General features: G+C 46.2%; 16 protein-coding genes. 2 read left to right on the top strand and 14 right to left on the bottom strand.

The features are described 5' to 3' along the window. Positions 1-41: 41 nt before the first annotated feature. The 14 genes from WMO28_RS10275 to gpr form a co-directional block, all read right to left on the bottom strand. Positions 42-305, bottom strand: a complete 264-nt coding sequence (locus tag WMO28_RS10275) for an HPr family phosphocarrier protein (RefSeq protein ID WP_178643441.1) — start codon at positions 303-305, stop codon at positions 42-44. 32 nt (positions 306-337) lie between these two features. Then, positions 338-1,642, bottom strand: coding sequence for a CdaR family protein (locus tag WMO28_RS10270; RefSeq protein WP_178643439.1), 1,305 nt, complete (start codon positions 1,640-1,642; stop codon positions 338-340). Further along, a complete protein-coding gene (cdaA, locus tag WMO28_RS10265; RefSeq protein ID WP_178643437.1) occupies positions 1,623-2,507 on the bottom strand; it encodes a diadenylate cyclase CdaA in 885 nt (294 codons plus the stop codon). The genes WMO28_RS10270 and cdaA overlap by 20 nt, the downstream gene beginning before the upstream one ends. A gap of 52 nt (positions 2,508-2,559) precedes the next feature. Further along, on the bottom strand, positions 2,560-3,684 hold the full coding sequence (locus WMO28_RS10260; RefSeq protein ID WP_349056919.1) for a hypothetical protein: 1,125 nt from the start codon (positions 3,682-3,684) through the stop codon (positions 2,560-2,562). Then, complete coding sequence (locus WMO28_RS10255; RefSeq protein ID WP_178645391.1) at positions 3,681-4,115, bottom strand: hypothetical protein; 435 nt, start codon at positions 4,113-4,115, stop codon at positions 3,681-3,683. Before WMO28_RS10255 ends, WMO28_RS10260 begins: the two co-directional genes overlap by 4 nt. 145 nt (positions 4,116-4,260) lie before the next feature. Continuing rightward, positions 4,261-4,968: a double zinc ribbon domain-containing protein gene (locus WMO28_RS10250; RefSeq protein WP_349056918.1), complete on the bottom strand. Its 708-nt coding sequence runs from the start codon at positions 4,966-4,968 to the stop codon at positions 4,261-4,263. 32 nt (positions 4,969-5,000) lie between these two features. After that, positions 5,001-7,241: an SF1B family DNA helicase RecD2 gene (recD2, locus tag WMO28_RS10245; RefSeq protein ID WP_349056917.1), complete on the bottom strand. Its 2,241-nt coding sequence runs from the start codon at positions 7,239-7,241 to the stop codon at positions 5,001-5,003. 119 nt (positions 7,242-7,360) lie between these two features. Continuing rightward, positions 7,361-8,344 (bottom strand): rod shape-determining protein MreB, encoded by a 984-nt coding sequence (locus WMO28_RS10240; RefSeq protein WP_178645394.1) that lies wholly within the window; start codon positions 8,342-8,344, stop codon positions 7,361-7,363. A gap of 243 nt (positions 8,345-8,587) precedes the next feature. After that, complete coding sequence (uvrA, locus tag WMO28_RS10235; RefSeq protein ID WP_349056915.1) at positions 8,588-11,464, bottom strand: excinuclease ABC subunit UvrA; 2,877 nt, start codon at positions 11,462-11,464, stop codon at positions 8,588-8,590. 143 nt (positions 11,465-11,607) lie between these two features. Next, positions 11,608-12,744, bottom strand: coding sequence for a radical SAM family heme chaperone HemW (hemW, locus tag WMO28_RS10230; RefSeq protein ID WP_349056914.1), 1,137 nt, complete (start codon positions 12,742-12,744; stop codon positions 11,608-11,610). Then, the gene (locus tag WMO28_RS10225) at positions 12,734-13,114 is read right to left on the bottom strand and encodes a hypothetical protein (protein WP_349056913.1); all 381 of its coding nucleotides are present in this window, start codon (positions 13,112-13,114) and stop codon (positions 12,734-12,736) included. The genes hemW and WMO28_RS10225 overlap by 11 nt, the downstream gene beginning before the upstream one ends. Positions 13,115-13,125: 11 nt before the next feature. Further along, entirely contained in the window at positions 13,126-14,934 is a 1,809-nt protein-coding gene (gene lepA, locus WMO28_RS10220; protein ID WP_178645387.1) for a translation elongation factor 4, read from the bottom strand. A gap of 79 nt (positions 14,935-15,013) precedes the next feature. After that, positions 15,014-16,285 (bottom strand): stage II sporulation protein P, encoded by a 1,272-nt coding sequence (locus tag WMO28_RS10215; protein WP_349056912.1) that lies wholly within the window; start codon positions 16,283-16,285, stop codon positions 15,014-15,016. A 23-nt stretch (positions 16,286-16,308) separates the two neighbouring features. Further along, on the bottom strand, positions 16,309-17,238 hold the full coding sequence (gpr, locus tag WMO28_RS10210; protein WP_178645386.1) for a GPR endopeptidase: 930 nt from the start codon (positions 17,236-17,238) through the stop codon (positions 16,309-16,311). A gap of 300 nt (positions 17,239-17,538) precedes the next feature. Between gpr and rpsT the strand changes: the two genes are divergently transcribed. Continuing rightward, positions 17,539-17,802, top strand: coding sequence for a 30S ribosomal protein S20 (rpsT, locus tag WMO28_RS10205; protein ID WP_021976748.1), 264 nt, complete (start codon positions 17,539-17,541; stop codon positions 17,800-17,802). Between the two features lie 117 nt (positions 17,803-17,919). Further along, a complete protein-coding gene (locus WMO28_RS10200) occupies positions 17,920-18,486 on the top strand; it encodes a YgjP-like metallopeptidase domain-containing protein (RefSeq protein WP_178645385.1) in 567 nt (188 codons plus the stop codon). Positions 18,487-18,499 lie beyond the last annotated feature (13 nt).

The following is an 18,499-nucleotide window of genomic DNA, read 5'->3' as shown; positions in this document are numbered from 1 at the left end:
TCTCCTCACCATAGTGGTTTATTAATATATCAGTCACGGCATCATTCGCCCAATCCGCTCTCGATAAGAGCCGCAAGCGCATTTATGGCCTCCTGCTCATCCTCACCGTCACAGATCAGAGTGATATCATCCCCTCTTTTCACACAAGCTCCCAGAACACTTAGTACACTCTTGGCATTTGCCGTGCCTCCATCATACTGAAATGTTACAGAAGACTTATATTTAATCGCCTCACCACATAAAAGTCCGGCGGGGCGGAGATGAAGCCCTGACGGGTTTCTGACCGTTACTTTACAACTTAACATTTCTGCTGTCTCCTATACCTGTTCTTCATCTACTATTGACTGTTTTCGGCATCCGCATTGGAAACCTTTGAAACTTTGATCTCAGCAGTCGCTTTTTCCAGAAGCTTATAGCCGTCCGGCAGATTAACCTTAATCGGTACTTCATAGCTTCCTTCTTCCCAATCGTCCATAGAAAGTGATGCACTCACTGATTTCAGGTTAAATTTTGAAAGATCACCATCTTCAGCCTGCACTTTCAATTCCACATCCGCTACTTCAAAAGCCATCTGCAGATCATCCGGCAGATTTTTTACTTTAATATCTTCTGTAGGGAAACTGTATATCTTGCTGCCCTCAGGCAAAATATTAACTGTTATCCACAGATCCTCACTTGAACCTGATGTCAGCTTCAGACCTTCCGGAAGCAACTCCGCCAAATTTATCTTCTTCTCAACATCATTGCTCTTTCCGGAAATATCTACGTTTTCATTGTCAAGATAAATTGTATTTCCCTGAAGTTTCAGATTATTGAGAGCTTCCTCACTGCCGGCCACACTGAAAGTCTCCGGAACAGTAGTAACACTGTCTACTGTGTAACCCTCCGCCGGCTCACCTGTATATCCGGCACTGATTCTTATATCAGATCGTACCTTCCAGAGTTTCGCTGTAACATTGACCTTTCCGTTATTATCAAATTTAAGATAACTCATGGAATTAGATGAAAGTGTGTCCTGATTCTTATCTGTAATAGTCATCTCAGCATCTGTGATCGTAGTATCCTGTGCAATTCCATCCACCTTTGAACTCACATCTACACTCACACCGTCTATTTTACCAACAAGTGATTCCGGTCCTGTAACCCGGACTTTTTCCGGATTGGCTGTAAGAGAAGCAATTTCCATTCCCTGTGCAGCTTTGCTGTCACCGCTGCTTACATTGATTGCAAATTCCTTAGTGACCTTTTTTTCCAGATGAACACTCAGATTCTGTGGAGATACTTTTATGTTCTCCGGAAGTATTCCCTGACACGTAGCTACAATCGGAATCATCACAGGATCTGTATCTATGGATTCCGCCTGCTGCAGATCCGCAACTGCCTTAATATCACTTGAGGTGAGACGATTGACTGTTTTTCGCTCACCTGTAATATAAACACGTACTGAATTTTCTCTGTCATCCTGCATGACCATCTGACCAAGCTGGTCAACATAGGCTTCATTGATAATCTGCACATCTGTGATCACGAAGCCTTTTGTAACAATAGGATTATCCACATTTACCACGATCAGCCAGACCAGAATACCAACTATAACAGACATAATCTTCAAAGGGATATTCTTAGTCAGATTTTTCTTCATGTTTCACTCTCCCTTTCAGCAGACTTCTCAGTTTGTTATTATCAACCACCTTCTTATTCTGGGCAGAAACAAGTACTTCTCTTAACTGCTTACTGTTGAGACCCCTGGAAAGAGTTCCTTCCTGTGCAACAGAAACCTGCCCTGTCTCCTCGGAAACAATGATCGTAAGGGAATCCGTAGTCTCACTGATGCCTACTCCTGCTCTGTGCCTTGTTCCCAACTGCTTGCTCAGTTCCATATTATCTGAAAGCGGCAGATAACAAGTTGCAGCTACTACCCGATTTCCTCTGACGATTACCGCACCGTCATGAAGGGGTGTATTATGCTCAAAAATATTAATCAGAAGCTGACTGGTAAGAATACCATCAATATTGATACCTGTACGGATATACTCATCCAGACGTATCTCCTTTTCAATAACGATCAGTGCACCCGTCTTAACCTCTCCCATATCAAAGCAGGCTTTGACCAGTTCATTGATTGTCTTATCGTTAAATCGTTCTTTTACTTCCCTGCCTGTATCAAACGGAATAATAGTTGAAACAATTTTCTTCTGTCCGAGCTGTTCCAGAGCCCGTCGAAGCTCCGGCTGAAAGATTACAATCACACCAATTACCAGGACATTGGCCAGATTCCGGAATATCCACAGAATCGTATTCATCTTAAATATATATGCGATCAGGATAAAAGCAAGCACTACCAGAATACCTTTCAGCAGTGTGTACGCCCTAGTAAATTTGATCCAAGCCATAAACTGATATACAAAAAAGGAAATCAGTCCAATCTCAATAATATCTATCACTCCAATTCCCGGCAAGGTAATCTTTCCGATATATTCGCCAAGAATTGCAAGAATATTCTGCATAACTTCCTCCTTTCTTCCCGATCCATTTAAAAGAAACTATCTTACCAATGACTTAAAGATCTTTCAGTGACTCTTCAAGCTGTTTCTCGAAGTCGATCTCATCAACCTCCTTCGGTGTTTCAATCACTGTGCTTTCTGAAAATTTCCCCGGTTTCTGTACTGTTTTTTGTTCTTTCCGTTCTGAAAGTTTTTCCTTTTTGTCCTTCCTGTTGTATGAAAGAACAGATTCTTCTTTCTTTTTTTCTTCGCGTACAGGCTCTGCATTGATCTTCTTGATGCTTCTCTCAGAAGTTGCAACAACAGCCTTCGGTACCGCCTTTACATAGTAATAATACTCATCATCCTCATATTCCAGACGTTCTGTTCTGCTGTAGTCTCCTCCAAATACCAGAAATTCCATCACAAACCCAATGAGAACTGAAATCACTGTAGAAATAATCATCGGAACCATGGACACTGTCACATCAAAGCAGAAATCTCCGGCAAGGATGACCAGAATATAAGTCACACCACCTGCGATAATTGCAATCCTCCATGCATAGTCAAAAGAACGTGTTCTCAGAAGGTTCACCAGAAGAACAACTGCAACAAACGCAACCACTGTAATCCACATTGCCCAGTTCTGTACAAGTCCGTCAGAAAGCAGCTTAATTTTGGCCGCAATCTCTGTATCCGGATCACTTAATGCAGCAGACTGTGTATGCACAAAACGGATAAAATAATAAATCACTACACCACATCCTGCCGGAAGTGAAGAAAGTGCACTGCCTAAAAGACCGGATCCGATTGGAAGAAGCGCCGGAACACTGTATCCAAAAGAAAGCGGTGTCAGAATCATCGCAAGATTCTGTGATCCGCTGAATCTCAGAAACAGGATCATCATAAACAGGACCAGAACCAACATAAATCCGGCTACTTCCATGCTTACAGCATAACAATGTCCGATCATAAGCACAAATCCGATAAACAGCATCACAGATGTGGGAAGAATCGAACATACCAGTGCCAGGATCAGGATAACAAAAATATTATCCAGCTGCTTCATATATCCCATATTACTGTTGATCCAGAGAAAATAAACAAATGCCAGAATAAATTTCAGAACCGGCAGTATATATACTTCATATTGTCCGTAGAATTTTTTGATATTCTGTTTGATTTCAAGTAAAGCTGTCATTTTTTATTTCCTCCTGCATTTCTCCGGACCGGAATTCTCTTATCTTCCCGTCCGTAGATTTTTTCCAGTCTGGTAAGATCCTGATAATATTCCCGCACGCTCTTCTTAGCACGGGAGTATTTTACAGAATACTGGATGTAGGTCAGTATTGAATAGGCAATCAGTATGATCAGATATCCGACTACGATGTAGATTGCCACAGTAACCAGATTGATCTTATTCACATTATCCATCAGATATTCGCTGAAATATGCCGCCACTCCGGCAAGTCCCAGCATATAGCCGATCGTCACCAGAAAAAAATTCTTGATCAGCGCAAGACCAATGTAATCGCTCCGGTAAAATCTGCTCACCGGAAGATATTTCCTGCCTTCGCCATGCTCATACATGGCCAGGCGGTTCATAACCTTCACCTTTTCTTCATTTACCATAAATTACTCCTCATAAGCTTTCTTATCAGAAAAAATCCTGATATATATAATTCGCATTTCGCTTCTCCATGCAGCAATACTATTTAACTGCAATCAAATTTATTGTAGCATAGATCACTACCTATGAAAAGTATTTTTTGGGCTTTCAAAGCCTTCCTGCACATACTGTAAGGAAGTAAACATCCCGTGCTCCAGCCTCAAGAAGACACATAGCCATCGCTTCCATCGTGCTCCCTGTCGTGTATACATCATCTACCACTAGGACCGTTACATCTGAAAGCTTCCTGCTAACGCGATACGCCTTTCTCAGATTGTTCCGACGCTGAACTGCATCTAGTTTCTTCTGAGAGCGCGTCCGGCGGATCTTAATCACCAGACTGTCATCCCAGGGGGTTCCGGTAAATACACTCAGCTTCTCTGCCAGGTATGCAGACTGATTAAAACCTCTCATTCTTTTCTTGGAAGGATGGAGCGGTACCGGCACGAGCAGCTGTGGTTTCCAACGTTCCAGATACTTCCGCCCGTAAACGCTCATGGCTTTTGCATAGAAATCACCATACTCACGACAGCCATAATACTTGAATCTCACTAACGACTGACGCCATAATTCCCCATATGGAAAAATACTTCTCCCCTCTGAAAAATAACGGTTACCATTCCGGCAAACTGGGCAATATTCTTCTTCCATTTTCACCGGCTTTCCGCATTTCATGCACAAGGCACCGGAAATCGGACGGATTCTGCCCGCACACCGTTCACAGATAAGAAGTTTTTTATCTTTCAGTACTTCATGACACATGGGACATTTCTTCGGATAAAGCATATCCAGCAAAAAATCAGCAGTTTTTCTCAAAAAGATCCTTTCTCCCCGATAACGCTCTCCTTTTAATCCTCTGCTTCCTCCATTTCCCGGATTCTCAGATCCAGTGAACTGTAACGCTTCTGTTGTTTTTCATTGCGGATCATCTCTGCAAAAGTATTCTCACTTCCCACTACTGTGACACATTTCCTTGCCCTGGTTACCGCTGTATACAGGAGATTCCTGTTCATCAGCATTCGCGGTCCTGACAGCAGCGGCAAAATAACTGCCGGATATTCCGATCCCTGCGACTTATGTATGGTCACCGCATAGGCCAGTTCCAGCTCCTCCAGTTGCTTGAACGAATATTCCGCACGGCGGCCATCCTCGAATTCCACTGTAGCTGTCTCGGCAAATTCATTGATCTCCACCATAATACCGGTATCCCCGTTAAATACGCCAACTCCCTTATCCACAGGAATCTTGTATCTGCCAAGGATCTCCCACTCCAGCTGATAGTTATTCTTCACCTGCATCACCTTATCGCCCTCGCGGAAAAGACGCTGCCCAATTTCTTTTTCTTTCTTCTTCTCATCCGGCGGATTCAGATATCTCTGCAGAATCTGATTCAGCCTTTCTACTCCGAGAAGACCTTTTCGCATAGGAGTAAGTACCTGGATCTCATAGGGCTTTGCGTCTACATAGCGTGGCAGCTTCTCCTGGATCAGCGCGATCACCACACGGATAATAATATCCGCATCATAGCGCTTCAGAAAAAAGAAATCCCGGCTTTTATTGTTGATCGTCACCTGCTCTCCCCGGTTGATCTTATGGGCGTTTACTACAATGTCACTCTCCGATGCCTGACGGAAGATCTTCGTAAGCTCTACCACAGGAAAAGCACCACTTCGAATGATATCATGCAGCACATTTCCCGGTCCCACACTTGGAAGCTGATTCTCATCACCCACAAGGATCAGTCTGGTTCCTGCTGTCACTGCCAGAAGAAGGGAATGCATCAGTGCGATATCTACCATGGACATTTCATCAATAATGATCACATCTGCTTCCAGCGGATTCTCAGAATTGCGGTCAAAATGTACTGCTCTTCCTTCCTGCTCACCTTCCGGCATTCCGTTCAGCTCCAGAAGCCGATGAATCGTCTGTGCTTCATAGCCTGTGGCTTCTGTCATTCGTTTGGCTGCACGCCCGGTAGGCGCAGCCAGCCGAAGTTCAGCTCCTTCTTCCTCAAAATAGCGGATAATTGCATTGATCGTGGTAGTTTTTCCGGTTCCGGGACCTCCGGTAAGAACAAAGAGTCCATGCTGTGCAGCTGCCGCAACAGCCTGACGCTGCATCTCATCCAGCTCTGTTCCTGTTTCCTTCTCGATCCTGGCAATCCGTTTCTTCATCATCTGCTCATCCTCCGGGCAGAGGATATTCAGTTCACACAACATTCTCGCTGTGTTCAGCTCCAGATAATAATACCGTGTCGGATAAACGACAGTTCCCGCTTCTGTCTCTTTTGCGACCAGCTTACGGTCTACTACCATATCCATAAGATGCTTCTCCATATAGGAAGGATCTACTCCCAGAAGCTGTGATGCCCGGGAAAAAAGTTCCTCCTTGGGAAGATAAGTATGTCCCTCCCCGGAAGCCTGTAAGAGAGTATACAACATGCCACTTCTTATTCTGTAATCTGAATCTGTATGGATTCCGATCCTGGAAGCAATCTCGTCTGCGATCTTAAAACCAACTCCGCTGATATCCTCAGCCAGGCGGTAGGGATTCTCTTGGAGTACCCCATATACCGACTGTCCGTACTTCTGATAGATCTTCGCTCCCAGATTCAGCGAGATCCCATATTTCTGCAAAAAGATCATGGCACGGCGCATGTCCGCCTTTTCTGTCATCTGTTCTGCGATCTCCAATGCCTTCTTCTCACTAATGCCCTTGATCTCTGCAAGACGTTCCGGTTCTTCCTCAACGATCCGCATGGTATCATCCCCGAATCTCCGCACGATCCTGGCAGCCAGTGCTGCACCGATTCCTTTGATTGCACCGGAACCAAGATAACGTTCCATAGCCAGCGCATCCTCCGGCATTTTTTCCGTATAGGCAGAAATCTGAAACTGCCTGCCATATACCGGATGTGTTGTATAGTTTCCGGTGGCTTCAATGGATGCCCCCTGGGTAAGTGCCGGAAACGTTCCCACGCAGGTCAGCTCCTTGTCATCCTCTGTGCCCTTGATGACCATGACTGTATAACCATTGTCTTCATTTCGGAAGATCACATGATCTATATATCCTGTAACTGTTTCACTCATCTTATTCTCCATAATATAAAAGGCACTGCCTGCTGCAGCGCCTTATCTGATCGTCCATCCGGTCTGCTCTGCCGCTACCAAAAGCAGTCTCCAAAAAGACCTTATGACTTTGTAGAAATTTACATTCTTGACATGATCTCCGCATATCTTCCAGTTCCGGCAGCAACTACCAGCATCGCATCCTGAACCGTCAATGTGCTTACACCTGTCTTCTGTTCGATCAAAGTATCCATTCCGTGAAGCATTGCACCGCCACCTGTAAGAACGATTCCTCTGTCCATGATATCTGCCGCCAGTTCAGGCGGAGTCTTCTCAAGAACTCCATGTACTGCCTCCACGATCTGTCCTGTTGTCTCACGAAGCGCAGTGCGAATCTCCTCAGAAGTCAGCGTTGCTACCTTTGGAAGTCCGGTGATGATATTTCTTCCCTTGACCTCCATTGTCCGAAGATCTGCTTCCTCACTGGCAGTTCCGATCTTGATCTTAATATTCTCAGCAGTATCCTCTCCTATAAAAAGACTGTGTTTCTCTCTCACATAATTCATGATTGCGTGATTGAAATTATCGCCTGCCACCTTCACAGAAGTTGAAACGACCACACCACCTACCGATATTACAGCTACATCTGTAGTTCCTGCACCGATATCCACAATAAGATTACCAAAAGGCTTGGTGATATCCACACCTGCACCGATCGCAGCAGCGATCGGCTCTTCCACAAGGAAAACCTCCTTCGCTCCGGACTGATACGCCGCTTCTTCCATGGCTTTACGCTCAATCTCTGTAATTCCGCTTGGAACACTGATACTGACACGTGGCTTACGGAACGCCCGCCGTCCCATCGCCTGCGCGATAAAATACTTCAGCATCTTCTCCATTACATTATAATCAACGATCACGCCTCTTCGGATTGGCCATATCACTTCCATATTGGATGTAAGATGGCTGGCCATCTGTCTGGCCTCCTCTCCGATCGCTCTGATCTTCTCTGTATCTTTATCATAAACAACCACAGATGGTTCCCTTAAAACGATTCCCTTTCCTGTGGAAAAAACCAGACTGTTTCTGGTTCCCAGATCAATTCCGATATCCTTTGCCGGCATAAATCCTCCTGCCTGCGTCTGCGATTCTGATACACTCCATGAATCCAGACAATCTACCACAGCCCTTGTGATAAGAAGCTCCGGCAAATATCTGGTAAATAATATCTGAAGTGTTACAGACTGCACAGCGCATATTATAACTTATTGTGTTGTTACGGTTCACTCCGTTCACAACAACATTCTTTTCTGTATACTTCAACTATTATATACAAAACATCGGAAATTGAAAAGAACTTTTGCGGGTTATTTCTGTTCGAGATATTTTTTGACATATTTTCCGGTGTAGGAAACAGGGCTGTCTGCAACTTCTTCCGGAGTTCCCTTGGCGATCACGGTTCCGCCTCTGTCACCGCCTTCCGGACCGATATCAATGATATAATCCGCAGTCTTGATCACATCCAGATTATGTTCAATAACTACTACTGTATTGCCGCCTTCTGACAGACGCCGCAGAATCTCGATCAGCTTATGAACATCTGCGAAATGCAGTCCTGTCGTCGGCTCATCCAGGATATAGATCGTCTTACCTGTGCTGCGCTTGCTGAGCTCTGTGGCCAGCTTGATACGCTGTGCCTCTCCTCCGGAGAGCGTTGTGGAAGGCTGTCCCAGACGGATATAGGAAAGTCCTACATCGTACAGAGTCTCGATCTTCCTTCGGATAGATGGAACATTCTCAAAGAAAGTCAGTGCCTCCTCCACAGTCATATTCAGCACATCATAAATGCTCTTGTCCTTATATTTAACCTCAAGTGTTTCTCTGTTGTAACGTTTACCCTTACATACCTCACACGGTACATACACATCTGGCAGGAAATGCATCTCGATCTTGATGATTCCGTCGCCGCTGCAGGCCTCACATCTTCCGCCCTTCACATTAAAACTGAAACGGCCTTTCTTATAGCCTTTAGCCTTGGCATCTGCTGTGGCAGCAAACAGATCACGGATCTGGTCAAAAACCCCTGTATACGTAGCCGGGTTGGAACGGGGAGTTCTTCCGATCGGAGACTGGTCAATATTGATCACCTTATCCAGCTGGTCAATTCCCAGAATGTCATCATGCTTTCCGGGGATCACTCTGGCTCTGTTCAGATCTCTTGCCAGTCTCTTATACAAGATCTCATTGACCAGGGAACTCTTGCCTGAGCCGGAGACACCGGTGATACAGGTCATCACGCCCAGCGGAATATCCACATCTATATGCTTCAGGTTATTCTCAGCAGCTCCTTTAATATGAAGAAATCCAGTCGGCTCCTTACGTACCTCAGGCACCGGAATCTTAAGTCTGCCGCTTAAATAAGCACCTGTAACAGAATTCTCATTCTTCATCAGATCCTCAGCTGTTCCCATGGCAACCAGCTGACCTCCATGCTCACCTGCACCCGGGCCGATATCGATCACACAGTCTGCCGCACACATGGTATCCTCATCATGTTCTACCACGATCAGGCTGTTTCCAAGATCACGAAGCCGCATAAGTGCTCCCAGAAGCTTGTCATTATCTCTCTGATGAAGTCCGATACTCGGCTCATCCAGAATATAAGCAACGCCCACAAGTCCGGAACCGATCTGTGTGGCAAGACGGATTCTCTGTGCCTCTCCTCCGGAAAGCGTTCCTGTGGCTCTTCCAAGAGAAAGATATTCCAGCCCTACTTCTGACAGAAATCCGACTCTCGCCCGGATCTCCTTGAGGATCTGTTTACCGATCAGCTCCTGCTGAGCAGAAAGCTTCATATCCTTCAGAAATGCAAGCAGCTTCTCCACAGACATGTTCGTTACTTCATAAATATTCTTATCTGCCACTGTTACAGCAAGTGATTCCTTCTTCAGTCGCTGTCCCTTACATGCGGTACACGGCGTGATCCGCATAAAGCTCTCATACTCCTGCTTCATGGTCTCAGAGCCAGTTTCACGGTATCTCTGCTCCACATTCCGGATCAGGCCCGGAAATGCCACATCATAGACACCTTCTCCACGCTGCCCCTTATAATACACCTTCACTGAATGACCGCCAGTTCCATGGAGCAGAATATCCTGGATCTTCTTCGGATATTCGCAGAAAGGAGTATCCAGTGAAAAATCATATTCCCGTGCCAGTGCATCCAGGATCGCTCTGGAAAAGCTTCCCTGCGTGGTGCAGGACTGCCATCCCAGAACTGCGATCGCACCTTCATTGATACTCAATTTCTTATCCGGGATCATCAGATCTACATCAAATTCCATCTTATATCCCAGACCAAGGCACTGCGGGCAGGCACCAAAAGGATTATTAAATGAAAAACTTCTCGGCTCGATCTCATCAATACTGATACCACAGTCCGGGCAGGAAAAGCTCTGGCTGAAGTTCAGAAGCTTCCCGTCCATGGTATCCACCACAAGAAGTCCGTCCGCCAGCTCCAGAACCGTCTCGATCGAATCCGAAAGGCGTTTCTCGATTCCCGGCTTCACGATCAGACGGTCCACCACGATCTCAATATTATGCTTGATATTCTTATCCAGCTTGATCTCCTCAGAAAGCTCATAAAGGTTCCCGTCGATCTGCACACGCACATAACCACTTCTTCTGGCCTGATCCAGAAGCTTGGCATGCGTTCCCTTACGGCCACGGACTACCGGTGCCAGAAGCTGAATCTTCTGACGCTCCGGAAGTGTCATGATCTGGTCTACCATCTGGTCTACTGTTTGCTTACTGATCTCACGCCCGCACTTCGGACAGTGTGGTATGCCCACCCGTGCATACAGCAGACGGAAATAATCATAGATTTCTGTTACAGTACCCACAGTAGAACGTGGATTCCGGTTGGTCGACTTCTGATCAATGGAGATGGCAGGCGGAAGTCCCTCGATACTCTCCACATCCGGCTTCTCCATCTGTCCCAGGAACTGCCTCGCATAGGAAGAAAGTGATTCCATATATCGTCTCTGTCCCTCTGCATAAATGGTATCAAAAGCCAGGGACGACTTACCGGAACCACTGAGCCCAGTAAGGACTACAAACTGATCTCTGGGAATATCCACACTGAGATTCTTAAGGTTATTCTCATTCGCTCCACGTATTCTGATAAAACGCTTCTTATCTTTAATCTCTGCTGACACTTCTGCCTCCTGCTCTATCCGGGTCATATGCTACATGTCCCGCTGTGATCTGCCCTATTTCAGGCGTATATTATAATGCTTCTCTATCTCATACTTCGTAGATATCTTATCTTTTTTACAGTATACAATCAGAACATCCGTTCGTCAAGTTGAAAAATTCGACATATTTTTTACAGCAGGAAATCCGCCATCACTCCGTTACTCACGTGAATTCCCTTACGCGTCAGAAATACTTTGCCGTCTTTTTTCTCAAGCATGCCGATTGAAAGATGTTTTTTCAGCACATCCCCGTAAATGCTTTCCATATTTTTCCCGAAATATTCCTCAAACGCCTGAAAAGATACGCCCTCCGCCATACGAAGCCCCAGAAACATAAATTCCGCCATCTCATCCGCCTCGCCAAGTGTCTCCAAATTGCAGCGAATCTTCTCCGGAAAAGCACTGTTTCTGATATAATCCTCCATGCGATCCGTATTGGAAAACCGCACATGATCCAGAAGTGAAGAAGCTCCAAGTCCCAGCCCCAGATAATCAGTTCTCTGCCAGTAACCCTTATTGTGCCGGCACTCCAGATCTTTTTTTGCATAGTTAGAGATCTCATACTGATGAAATCCGAATTCTCCCAGAACAGCAGCCGTATCCTCATACATCCGGTACTCTGTATCCTCGTCCGGCAGTTTCAGATCTTTTTCCCAGAAAGGAGTTCCCTCTTCCACAATCAGGCTGTAAGCGGAGATATGCTCCGGCGAAAGCTCTGCCACTGTGCGGAGATTGTGGATCCAGCCCTCATAAGTCTGTTCCGGGATCGCGCTCATCAGATCGATATTAATATTGGAAAATCCCGCTTCCCTTGCCAGAGAAAAACTCTCCAGAAAATCCTCCCACGTATGAATACGTCCCAGAAGCTTCAACTCCCGGTTCTGCGGCGACTGCAATCCCAGACTCAGACGGTTGATCCCATGTGCCAGGTATTCCTGAAGCTTTTCTTTATATAAAGTCCCCGGATTCGCTTCGATCGTGATCTCAGCATCCGGGGCCATAAAAAACTTATTTCTGATCTGATCCAGAACTGCTCCCACAAGAGCAGGATCCGGCACGGAAGGAGTTCCTCCGCCAATAAAAACTGTAGTGATCTCTCTGTCCGAAAAATCGGACACTGCAGAGATCTCACGCTGCAGTGCTCGAAAATATTCCATCTGCCGCTCTTTTCCCGCAGGACCCGAGAGAAAATCACAGTAATCGCATTTTTTCACGCAAAAAGGAATATGGATATAAAGCTCCAGAGGCTTTTTTGCCCTATTCTCCATCCGTATCTCCCTCTCCTGTATCGCTGTTGTCTGCCCCAGTATCGTCAGAACCGCTATTATCACTTCCGGAATCTGCCTCGGCAGTATCCGATGCCCCTGCAGGTGTTGGTGTCACGGCATCCGCGCCCAGTGACTTTCCGCCATTTTCAGCCAGATACTCGTTTACCATGGTCAGATTTCCATTCGTTGTCACCGCGTCCGGATCTACCGTCTTCGGATCTGGTGTAACGGTGGGCTCCGGTGCCGTGCTGATCTTGATCACACTGTCCGCTGCATCTGTTTTTTTCTTTGAACCGCATCCGGTGAGCAGAGCTCCTGATATAGCCAGAAGTCCTGCTGCCAGAAACAGTCTTTTTATATTTTTTTCCAAAAAGTCATCTCCTATTTGTCATCCAGCTTCAGAACACTCATGAAAGCTTTCTGCGGGATCTCAACGTTACCTACCTGGCGCATACGCTTCTTACCCTCTTTCTGTTTCTCAAGAAGCTTTTTCTTACGGGAAATATCACCACCATAGCACTTGGCAAGCACATCCTTACGCATAGCCCGTACCGTCTCTCTTGCAATAACCTTGCTTCCGATGGCTGCCTGGATCGGGATTTCAAAAAGCTGTCTCGGAATTTCATCCTTCAGCTTCTCGCACATTTTTCTGCCACGCTCATAGGCTGTATCTGCATGTACAATAAAGGAAAGTGCATCCACCTCTTCCTTATTTACCAGAATATCCAGCTTCACAAGCTCACTTCTCTCATAGCCATCCAGCTCATAATCCAGGGAAGCATATCCTCTGGAACGGGATTTCAGCGCGTCAAAAAAATCGTAGATGATCTCATTCAGCGGAAGTCTGTATTTCAGAAGTGCACGTGTTTCTTCCATATATTCCATGCCCTCGTACTGGCCACGTCTCTCCTGGCAGAGATCCATGATCGCACCGATAAATTCTGTTGTCACCATGATCTCAGCCTTAACCATCGGCTCTTCCATATATTCGATCTCAGACGGATCCGGAAGGTTGGTCGGGTTCGTCAGCTCGATCACTTCGCCGTTTGTCTTGTATACTTTATAGATAACACTTGGTGCAGTCGTTACCAGATCAAGGTTGTACTCTCTTTCCAGACGCTCCTGGATGATCTCCAGATGAAGAAGTCCTAGAAAACCGCAGCGGAAACCAAAGCCCAGTGCAACCGATGTCTCCGGCTCATAGTAAAGGGACGCATCATTCAACTGAAGCTTCTCCAGGGCATCACGAAGATCACCGTACTTGGCACCATCTGCCGGATAAAGACCGCAGTAAACCATTGGATTAACCTTCTTATATCCGGGAAGTGCCTCTGCACACGGATTCTCTGCATCTGTTACCGTATCACCTACACGGGTATCACGGACATTTTTGATACTGGCTGTGATATATCCAACCATACCTGCTGTCAGCTCATCACATGGAATAAACTGGCCTGCGCCAAAATATCCCACCTCAACGACCTCGGTGGTAAAGCCGGTCGCCATCATGTGGATCTTTGTACCTTTTTTCACACGGCCGTCCTTGATTCGGCAGAATACGATAACCCCCTTATACGGATCATAAACCGAGTCAAAGATCAGTGCTTTCAGCGGTGCATCCACATCGCCCTGTGGTGCCGGAACCTTATTTACGATCTGCTCCAGAACCTGATCTACATTTAAGCCGGTCTTTGCAGAGATCTGCGGTGCATCCTGTGCCTCAATTCCGATCACATCCTCGATCTCATTGATAACACGCTCCGGATCCGCACTGGGAAGGTCGATCTTGTTAATGACCGGAACCACATCCAGGTCATGATCCAGTGCCATATATACATTGGCAAGGGTCTGTGCCTCTATACCCTGTGCAGCATCCACAACAAGGATCGCGCCGTCACAGGCTGCCAGACTTCGGGAAACCTCATAGTTAAAATCTACATGTCCGGGAGTATCGATCAGGTTAAAAATATACTCATTTCCATCCTTGGCCTTGTATACAATACGAACCGCCTGGGATTTGATGGTAATTCCACGCTCTCTCTCAAGCTCCATATTATCAAGAACCTGTGCCTGCATCTCCCTCTCTGTGAGAAGCCCGGTCATCTCGATGATACGGTCTGCAAGAGTCGATTTTCCGTGGTCAATATGTGCAATGATACAAAAATTTCGAATTTTACTCTGGTCTATCATTCAGGAAATCCTCCTTAAGTTTCTCTTGTTGCAGGCAAAAAAGCATATTTTGCCATACTTCTTTTTATCATATCATATTTTATCCGTTTTTGTCACTGCCTTTCAGCACTCTGTTTAAGATATCTGCAAAAGGTTCCATGGCATTTCGGACTTCCTGAACTGTATTGGTCTGTGCTCCGGCTTCCAGGAGAAGTGCCCTGGGCTTTAAATGGAGATTATAGCGTAGCCCTGCCAGATAGATTCCCCTGTAAAACTGCGGATAGTACTGCGCTGCCTGGTATTCCAGCTGGAAAGAAAATGCCAGGTTATCTTCTATGTAAGGGTTTGGCAGGTAACTGACCGCGCCCTGACTGACTGTATAGCTCAACCCATTATAAAAAAGGATCTGCGCTGTTGGCTTTCCGTCGATCTCCGTCACCAGATGACGGTCATCCGGCACGCCATCCCTGTGAAGATCAATGACAACTTCAACTGTAGGATTCTCCTCCAGAACCTTTTCTATGGAAGCTCTTGCATAATCGTAGGCTTTGCTCCGGTCCAGCTGCCCGCCCATCAGATCAAAAGCATCTGTCACATGGATCACCTTGTAACCGTAATCCTTCTCCAGAAGCTCCGTTAGATAATTCCCCACTCCCACGATCGTATCCTCCACCTCACCTTCCCTGGAATCCGAAAAAGTTTCCTGGGAATGGGTGTGATAGATCAGGATCTGTGGTACTTTTCCGTCCTGTTTTATGGACAGATCCTTTTTCAAAAACCTTGTCCCGCTGATCTGCCCTGCATTCGTCACCGTATTGGAATCCAGAATAAAAAACTGATTCATTACATAATCAAAATCCGCAAGTTTTGCCGGGGACAGATCAATCTGTGGATGCGCCACAGTCTCCTTGCTGTCTGCGGCTGATTTTGTTCCGGGCGTTTCTGGCGACTGCTTCTCTGTCTTTCCTTTTAACTGTTCTGTATCCGTTTCTTCTGATTTTCCCTGCCCATTTTGTTCTTTTCCTGTTACCGGCTGTTTCTTTTCAGTTTCTGTTTCATTTTGCACCTGACGATCTGCACTTTCTTCCTTCTCAGCCTCCCGAACCTCCGCCAGAAGCAGTTCCTCCTGTTCTTTTTTGTTCTCCGCCTGGACTTCCTCCCCAAGATGCTCTGCATTTTTTTCCTGCAAAAGCATCTCCGTTTCCAGATCCCTGCCCTTTTCCTCCTGCAAAGCCTTCTTTTCCAGAAAGCAGTACAGCGGCAGCTGCCTGTATATCTCTCCATGCCTGAAAAAATCTCCCGGAAGCGCGGCCACAACACAAAGAAAGACCAGGCTTAACACCACGCAGAATGCTCTCTGGATATTCGTCACCCACGATCACCTCTTATGGTATTTTATGACATGTCCTCTCTGATTAGACTATCGGAAAATGCCATGTTCAGCCCCTCTGAGATTGTAAAACTTAAGTATTTTACCGTCTCATCCACATCTTTTGGGGTCACAAACATGGTATAAAGCTTCGGCGAGATCATCTCCTCCAGAAATTCCTTCTGTTCCTCTTCCTCCAGCGCATCCAGAAGACTTGCCATGGAATCGTGGACGATCGTCGCCGCATCTACCACCGTCGGCACACCGATCCCGATCACCCGCACCGAAAGATTCTCCTCGTTCAGTCCTTCTCTGTGATTTCCCACCCCGGAGCCAGGGCTGATCCCGGTATCTGTGATCTGGATCGTCCGGTTCAGCCTTGCTGTGCTTCTGGCAGCCAGCGCATCGACGGCGATCACCACATCCGGCTTTGTTTCTGAGACAACTCCCTGCACGATCTCCAGTGTTTCCATTCCGGTCTGCGCCATCACCCCCGGCGAGATTCCGCTGATCTGGTGCATTTTGGTGTGGCAATTCCCCTTCAGACCATACTCCCGGATCACATGCCTTGTCATATGAAGATTTCCCACCGTGCGCGGGCCAAGAGAATCTGCTGTGATCTCCTGATTTCCAAGTCCTACCACCAGAACAGACTGCTGTTGCCCGAAATCGATCAGCTCCCGCAGATGATGTGCCACCTCCTCTGCAATCTCCCGGTGATAATCCTCATCCGGTACCGAAAGATCCGGCGCTTCAATGGTAATGTAGGTTCCCTGCGGTTTTCCCATCGTCTTCGCTCCATTTTCCGTTGTGATTCGGACCACAGTCGTCCGCACATCCTTCTCCTCATCGTATTTTTCCCGGATCTCCACTCCCCGCACTTCCACGTTCTCTTCCTGGAAACGTTCCGTTGCCTCCAATGCCAGATCCGTCCTGATCCTGGTTCTTCCTGCCATACTCTCTCATCCTCTTTTTTCTGTAAATTTGCACTTTCTCTGCGTTCCATTATGATCCGCAGAATTTTCTGCTTTTTCTCAGTCTATTTTTCCCTGTTTTCCCATAAATATGTATTCTTTTTCCCGTCATCCACAGCATCTTGTATTTTTTCGTAATTTTTTTGTAATTTTTTCCGAAAAACATCTTGACATTATTGACTGTATGTAATAATATATATAAGCATGTTTCATAGGAGCGCCCGTGTCTGTTCCTGTGAATGTAATTTTATTATTATATTTTAGGAATCGGAGGTGTACGAATTGGCTAACATTAAATCCGCAAAGAAGAGAATCTTAGTTAACAGAACTAAGGCTGCAAGAAACAAAGCAATCCGTTCTGCAGTTAAGACTTCCATCAAGAAAGTTGAGACAGCAGTTGAGAATAAGGATAAGGCAGCTGCAGAGGTTGCTCTTAAGGACGCAATCTCCACAATCAGCAAAGCTACATCCAAGGGCGTTTATCACAAAAATAACTGCGCCAGAAAAATTTCCCGTCTTTCCAAAGCTGTCAACAGCATTGCGTAATAGACCAGGGACATTTTAGTTATAAGCTTATAAGTAAAAGGAAGACAGTCGAACCGTCAGCGACTGTCTTTTTTCTATTTCCGGATATTTTTATTCTTGATTGAAAGGAGTTTTTGTATGACCCGGCATCCCTTCCCCTACAGTCTGATCCGCAGTAACCGCAAAACTCTGGCTATCCAGGTCAGCACTACCGGCCAGGTTACTGTACGCGCGCCACGCACAATGTCCGATTCCACGATTGATGCTTTTCTCACACAGAAAGAAAGCTGGATTTTAAAGCATCTCTCCCATGCAACACCTGAGTCATCTTCCGAGACTCCGAAAAATCCGCCTCTTTCCGATTTCCGCCGCAGCTATTATATGGAATCTGCCCGAAAAATATTCAAAAGAAAAACCGCAGTATACGCCGGAAAAATGGGCGTAACCTACGGCCGTATCACCATCCGCGAGCAGAAGACCCGCTGGGGAAGCTGTACCAGTGAAGGAAATCTGAATTTCAACTGGCGTCTGATCTTCGCTCCGGAAAAGGTTCTTGATTATGTTGTCATTCACGAGCTGGCACACCGGAAGGAAATGAACCACTCTCCGGCTTTTTATGCTGTGGTAGCCTCTGTCATGCCGGAATACAAAACTTACGAAAAATGGCTCAAAGACAACGGGCGTTCCCTGTGGCAGAATCCGTAACAGCTCGTCAGGT

The organism is Blautia aquisgranensis (genome assembly GCF_040096615.1).
Lineage (GTDB): Bacteria > Bacillota > Clostridia > Lachnospirales > Lachnospiraceae > Blautia_A > Blautia_A aquisgranensis.
The sequence above is the reverse complement of the archived record's forward strand: the minus strand, read 5'-3'. Positions and strand labels throughout refer to the sequence as shown.

Bases quoted from the DNA above. Each gene is read 5' to 3' on its own strand.
- WMO28_RS10275 (WP_178643441.1), bottom strand. From the start codon at position 305: ATGTTAAGTTGTAAAGTAACGGTCAGAAACCCGTCAGGGCTTCATCTC.
- WMO28_RS10270 (WP_178643439.1), bottom strand. From the start codon at position 1,642: ATGAAGAAAAATCTGACTAAGAATATCCCTTTGAAGATTATGTCTGTT.
- cdaA (WP_178643437.1), bottom strand. From the start codon at position 2,507: ATGCAGAATATTCTTGCAATTCTTGGCGAATATATCGGAAAGATTACC.
- WMO28_RS10260 (WP_349056919.1), bottom strand. From the start codon at position 3,684: ATGACAGCTTTACTTGAAATCAAACAGAATATCAAAAAATTCTACGGA.
- WMO28_RS10255 (WP_178645391.1), bottom strand. From the start codon at position 4,115: ATGGTAAATGAAGAAAAGGTGAAGGTTATGAACCGCCTGGCCATGTAT.
- recD2 (WP_349056917.1), bottom strand. From the start codon at position 7,241: ATGAGTGAAACAGTTACAGGATATATAGATCATGTGATCTTCCGAAAT.
- WMO28_RS10240 (WP_178645394.1), bottom strand. From the start codon at position 8,344: ATGCCGGCAAAGGATATCGGAATTGATCTGGGAACCAGAAACAGTCTG.
- uvrA (WP_349056915.1), bottom strand. From the start codon at position 11,464: ATGACCCGGATAGAGCAGGAGGCAGAAGTGTCAGCAGAGATTAAAGAT.
- hemW (WP_349056914.1), bottom strand. From the start codon at position 12,744: ATGGAGAATAGGGCAAAAAAGCCTCTGGAGCTTTATATCCATATTCCT.
- lepA (WP_178645387.1), bottom strand. From the start codon at position 14,934: ATGATAGACCAGAGTAAAATTCGAAATTTTTGTATCATTGCACATATT.
- gpr (WP_178645386.1), bottom strand. From the start codon at position 17,238: ATGGCAGGAAGAACCAGGATCAGGACGGATCTGGCATTGGAGGCAACG.
- WMO28_RS10200 (WP_178645385.1), top strand. From the start codon at position 17,920: ATGACCCGGCATCCCTTCCCCTACAGTCTGATCCGCAGTAACCGCAAA.